4 protein-coding genes, 1 tRNA gene and 3 pseudogenes are annotated in these 5,063 nt (G+C 58.1%); 3 read left to right on the plus strand and 5 right to left on the minus strand.

Features of this window, described 5'->3' with window-relative positions:
* A pseudogene (locus tag C0456_RS20985) lies at window positions 1-105 on the minus strand (N-6 DNA methylase); the annotation flags it as partial.
* Between the two features lie 605 nt (window positions 106-710).
* Between C0456_RS20985 and C0456_RS19430 the strand changes: the two are divergent.
* Complete coding sequence (locus C0456_RS19430) at window positions 711-1,778, plus strand: hypothetical protein (RefSeq protein ID WP_291055923.1); 1,068 nt, start codon at window positions 711-713, stop codon at window positions 1,776-1,778.
* Here C0456_RS19430 and C0456_RS19435 read toward each other — a convergent pair.
* On the minus strand, window positions 1,771-2,544 hold the full coding sequence (locus tag C0456_RS19435) for a hypothetical protein (RefSeq protein ID WP_291055926.1): 774 nt from the start codon (window positions 2,542-2,544) through the stop codon (window positions 1,771-1,773). The two genes, C0456_RS19430 and C0456_RS19435, sit on opposite strands and share 8 nt — an antisense overlap.
* A gap of 246 nt (window positions 2,545-2,790) precedes the next feature.
* Here C0456_RS19435 and C0456_RS19440 point away from each other — a divergent pair, with 246 nt between their 5' ends.
* Both C0456_RS19440 and C0456_RS20990 read left to right on the plus strand, forming a co-directional pair.
* Window positions 2,791-2,985 (plus strand): hypothetical protein, encoded by a 195-nt coding sequence (locus C0456_RS19440; RefSeq protein ID WP_291055929.1) that lies wholly within the window; start codon window positions 2,791-2,793, stop codon window positions 2,983-2,985.
* Window positions 2,982-3,995: pseudogene (locus C0456_RS20990) on the plus strand (recombinase family protein); the annotation flags it as partial. The gene C0456_RS19440 and the pseudogene C0456_RS20990, both read left to right, overlap by 4 nt.
* Here the strand turns inward: C0456_RS20990 and C0456_RS19450 are convergent.
* From C0456_RS19450 to C0456_RS19460, 3 genes and pseudogenes are all read right to left on the minus strand, one after another.
* The gene (locus tag C0456_RS19450; protein ID WP_291055935.1) at window positions 3,900-4,325 is read right to left on the minus strand and encodes a hypothetical protein; all 426 of its coding nucleotides are present in this window, start codon (window positions 4,323-4,325) and stop codon (window positions 3,900-3,902) included. The pseudogene C0456_RS20990 and the gene C0456_RS19450 sit on opposite strands and share 96 nt — an antisense overlap.
* Before the next feature lie 330 nt (window positions 4,326-4,655).
* Window positions 4,656-4,730, minus strand: a tRNA-Gln gene (locus C0456_RS19455).
* Between the two features lie 80 nt (window positions 4,731-4,810).
* Window positions 4,811-5,063: pseudogene (locus tag C0456_RS19460) on the minus strand (glutathione-dependent disulfide-bond oxidoreductase); the annotation flags it as partial.

Genomic DNA, 5,063 nt, shown 5'->3' on the forward strand with positions numbered 1-5,063 from the left:
CAGATAGGTGATCTGCTCGATCACGGACAGGGGATTGGACACACCCCCCGACCAGAAGGCATTCCAGATTTGATCGACTTGGTTGCGGATTTCACCGGTGAGCATTGGAACTCCATTTTGTTATTTTCTTGCTGCCCGATGACAGCCTTTAAGGAAATCACAAAACGGCTGTTTTGTGAAGTGCCTCAAGGCAATAAGACACTTCCGTGATCGCCGATTGAACGGGCGCGGCGTTCATTCATGGTTCGGTGCAGGTGGAGACGGAATTCTCCAAGCCCTGCTCGTGGGTATCGGGTCGCGACGGACCTGATCGGCATCCAATCGGCGCGCGGTTGGTCGTGGGTGTCCAGAGGGGCGCGAAAGCCCCTTGGTCGATGGGGTTGAGGGGAGCGCGAAGGCTCCCTCATCATGGGGTGCAGGGGAGAGCGAAGTCTCCCTTGCGAGTGGTGCAACGGCGATACGTTGTCATCCGGCGCTGACCGACCCAGAACGATTGCCCCTGAATACGACGGTATTCATCTGGGCAGAGAGACGGGTCATGGGAAGCGCCGGACGGCCGGAGGGGATGCAACGGGGCACGCGCAGCGGGTGCCCCTTGCCAAGCTGTGTGGTACTACCACACACAGCTTGCGGTTATCGCGAAGCGAACCGGACTGCGGTGCAGCCGGACTTCTTTCAGATGCCGCACATAAGAGCGAAAACGGTTCACCATGCTCCCATTTTATGACTTCGTGCAGCGAAGGCATCAGGCGAAAGTCTTCGAGCCTGATCCGGCCAAACCCGACGAACAGATATTCGCGGTGTCGCAGGCGAGCTTCAGAAACCTGATCGCGAATGCGGAAATGTTCCGCAATGCGAGTGGCGCCCCCCTTCGTATGCAGGCGGGCTACGTCGAGCGCCTGACGCCTGACGCGTTCGCCGATTTCGAAGATGGCATGCACTACGTGATGATGCATCAAGCCTTGCTGGCGACGATGATCGAGTTCGCGCTTTTCCTGTTCACGCAGAGTGTGGTGATGCCCGATATCGGCAAAGCGGAGGAGGAGATATCGCCGGTGATGGGCAAAGATCAGCCGCCGGGATTGCAGGCGCTGCGGATCACCATCGAAGATGCCAGCGTCGATCCCGAACGGGATCGTGTGCGCATCCCGCGCTGCGAAGAGCGCCATCGCGCGGCCATCTATATGGGTCTGCTCATGTCGCGTTTCGTGTGGTTCCACGAACTCGCGCACTGCATCAACGGGCATGTGTTGTTCATGCGCGATCAGCGCCTGTCGGGAACTCTGATCAGCGCGGCGGCACCGCTTGGCCTTGTGAGGCTAAAGACTCCTGAGCGCACTGCCGATGATCAACGCAGGCTTCGGCATATCCTAGAAACCGATGCCGACCTGACGGCGCTCGATTGGCTGCTGCGGATTCACAATGGCGGTGCGGAGAACATCCAAGGCCTCCTCACGTACGATGATGCTCAGCGGTTCAAGATGACGATCATCGGCACCTATATGATGACCTGGCTGTTCGAAGAGTATCAGCGCTTCGCCGATCAGTCAGACAATCTCACCCACCCAGCGCCGCGTGCGCGTCTCGCGGCCTTGACCGGGTTGATGCGAGAAGCCGCATCACACCCGTCGATCCAATCTGTCATGAGCGAGATCGAAGAGACGCTTATCAAACTCGAAACGCAGTTGCCGGGTTTTCAATTTGCGAGTGAGAGCGAGGTGGTCATGATCGACGACCCCGCGCTCGATGCCGCGCTTGAGCCCTATCGTTTTAGATGATCAGTGCGTTGGCCTCATGAAGCGCGACATTGTCGCTTGCCGCGATTGACCGGGCGATGCCGTCGAGGGTCGGTCGGTCGAACGCACCATCGATAGCCAGCCTGTCGATGAGATCATCGGGGAATGGCGAAATTGATACGGCCATGATGAAGCCTACCTTGCCACCGTCCTCATGATCGGCGAGCGGGATGACGGTTCCATCCTGCTCGTCGCGCGGGAGAGTGACGATCCCTTTCGAGATCGAGACAATCGAACACGTCGGACTTAGGGGTAAGACATGCCATGCGCCGCGCACGCATTGCATGGCGAAGGCATGTCCTTGATGCGGGCTATCGAAGCGCAGGCAGAATTCTTCGCCGAGGCGAAGCCGTACCGCCATCTCGGCTTTCGTATGGGCAAAGCCGACAATGGCAAGATCATTCAGCCGCGTGATCGACAATCGCCCTCGTTCGGCCCGCTCGGTGCAAAGTTCATCCCAAGCGCATGGAGAGACATCATCCAACGCTGCGATGCGAGCAGCGAGCAGCGAGGCTTCCTGCGTATGATGAATCGATAGCCAGCGTGCGAGCGCGGCCGCCTTAGGGCGACCGATACGCCCAGTTCTGAAATTATCGAGAAAACCGATGCCAGCGGCAAACTTGCCATCGAAGACGACGTTCATAAATTTTGGCCAGTCGCCGACATAGTGACCGTCGACGACGCGCTTGCACGCTCGATAGAGCTCGGTGCGAGCATTCGTTGAAGCGGTTAACCAGTCGAAGGCCATGGCTTGTCGTAAAGGCGGCGATGCCCATCGCCAAGCTCGGTTCACATGAGGCCGTGCTGGTAGTGTGAGGCGATGTCGCCATCCCCGGCACTCTCAGCGGATACCTGCCATATACCCAAGAATTACTGCGGCCCTCAGCGTAACGATGCGCTGAAAGCCGCACGGCTGCTGCATTGCAGCACATGATCTCGAACAGAAACTGCTGTTTCTGTGGTATTATGGAATTGAAAGGTAGGCAGGTTCAAAATGCCTTTAGATGATGAAGCCGACAAGAAGTTGGTCGCACTGGAATTCACAGCTGCGACACTTCCGCCTTCATTGGCACTTACCGAGCTTGTTCGTCATTTGGCTCGGATATCTGCGGAAAATGACTATAAGATGTTTCTCAAGTCACTGGAAACGCGCTATATTGGAGGCCTTGAGAAAGGTTCGCCGCAATGACAAAAGTCGCCCTCTACGCCCGCTATTCCTCGGAAAATCAGAAGGACTCCAGCATCGACCAGCAGCTGCGCATGCTCATGCAGCGCGTTGAAGCTGAGGGTTGGGAAGTAGCGGGCGTCTATCAGGACAAGGCGCTAAGCGGGGCGAACATGATGCGCCCTGGCTTGCAGTCGATGCTATCTGCTGCCTTTGATCATCAGTTTGACATCGTCCTCACGGAGTCGATCGATCGCCTGAGCCGCGATCAGGAAGACATCGCCCATATGCACAAGCGTCTGCGGTTTCGGAACATCGCGATCATCTCGCTGATGGAGGGCGAGATCAGCGAGCTGCACATTGGCCTCAAGGGAACGATGTCGGCGCTCTATCTTCAGGACTTGTCGCGCCGCGTGCATCGCGGACAGAAAGAGCGAGCGATCAACGGCGAAAGCACCGGCGGCAAGAGCTACGGCTATGACATCGAGCCGCGCTATGATGCCAAAGGCAATCGCATCAGCGGCGAGCGCAAGATCAACGAGCAACAGGCTGCCATCGTGCGACGCATTTTTGCCGACTATGCGAAGGGCAAATCCCCGAAGAAGATCGCAACGGAGCTCAATGCCGAAGGTGTTCCTGCTCAAGGCGGACGCACTTGGGCAGCCAGCACCATCAACGGCAACCGGCGTCGCGGCACCGGTATCTTGAACAATGAACTCTATATCGGAATGCAAATTTGGGGGAAGCAGAGCTTCTTCAAAGACCCCGACACCGGCCGCGAGAACGGTCGTCTGAATGACGAGTCAAAATGGGTTCGCACCGAAGTGCCGCATCTGCGCATCGTCAGCGACGAACTCTGGCAGTCCGTGAAAAGCGTCCAGCGCGATCTGGATGCCAAGCCGAACTACACCGCGAAGCGCAGGCCGGAGCGTTTGCTTTCATTCCTGCTGCAATGCGGTTGCTGTGGCGGCGGATTCTCGATGATCTCTGCTACGCAGTATAGCTGCTCCGCGCGCCGGAATAAGGGTACGTGCTCGAACAGGCTCACGATCAGCGAGAGACGGCTGTTGGACGTGGTCCTCGGCGCGCTGCGCGGCAAGTTGATGAATCCCGACCTCACGAAGATTTTCTGTGAGGAGTATACCCGTCACCTCAACAAGGTGCGCATGGAGCATAATGCCTCGCTCAACGTCGGACGTGCAGAGCTTGAGCGGACGGAGCGGGCTATCGCGAAGCTGATCGAAGCCATCAAGAATGGCATCGATCCGACTTTGATCCGCGACGAAATCAATGGCCTTCAACAGCGCAAACTGGCGTTGGAGGAAACGCTTCACGACAAGCGAGAAGCGCCAGTCTACGTCCATCCGAACATGGCGCTGCGCTACCAGCAGGAAGTGCAGCGTCTATTGGTCAGCTTGAATGATCCCGAGCATCGCGACGAGTCCGCGAAGCTCATCAGAAAGCTCATCGACAAGATCGTCCTCACTCCCACCGGGGACGGAAGCGCTCTGACAATCGATCTACATGGCGACCTCGCAGGAATCCTGAGAGCGTCGGCTGGAAAGCTGGCAGAGAATATTGGCAACAGCTCGGGCGTGCGCAGCGCGACCGAACTCAACGAACTACAGCAGATCAGGTTACTGGCCGGGAAAACCGGCGGTCGCGACTCCGATGACGATACACATAGGAGTCGATGGCTGGGGCGGAAGGATTCGAACCTTCGCATGGCGGTACCAAAAACCGCTGCCTTACCGCTTGGCTACGCCCCAGCAAGAGGCGCGTCCTATAGCGGCTGAAATCAGGATGTGAAGGGGGCGAAAGCGCGTAATCCGCCCCCTTCGCGTCGCGCTCAGACCGGGGCGCTGGTGACCAGCCGCTTGCCTTCGAAGTCGGCGGCCGAGTGGCGCTCTTTCATCTGGGTGTCCTCGTCGCCCCAGACCTTGTTGACGATCCGGCCGCGCTGGACGCCCGGACGCGCGCCGATTTCCGCCACCCAGCGCGCGACGTTGGTGTATTCGTCGATCGACAGGAAGGTCTTGGCGTCGTTGTAGATCTGCCCGGCAACGAAAGGCGCGAGCCAGGGGTAATTGGCGATGTCGGCG

It is taken from the genome of Hyphomonas sp., from assembly GCF_013823385.1.
In the GTDB taxonomy this organism is placed as follows: domain Bacteria; phylum Pseudomonadota; class Alphaproteobacteria; order Caulobacterales; family Hyphomonadaceae; genus Hyphomonas.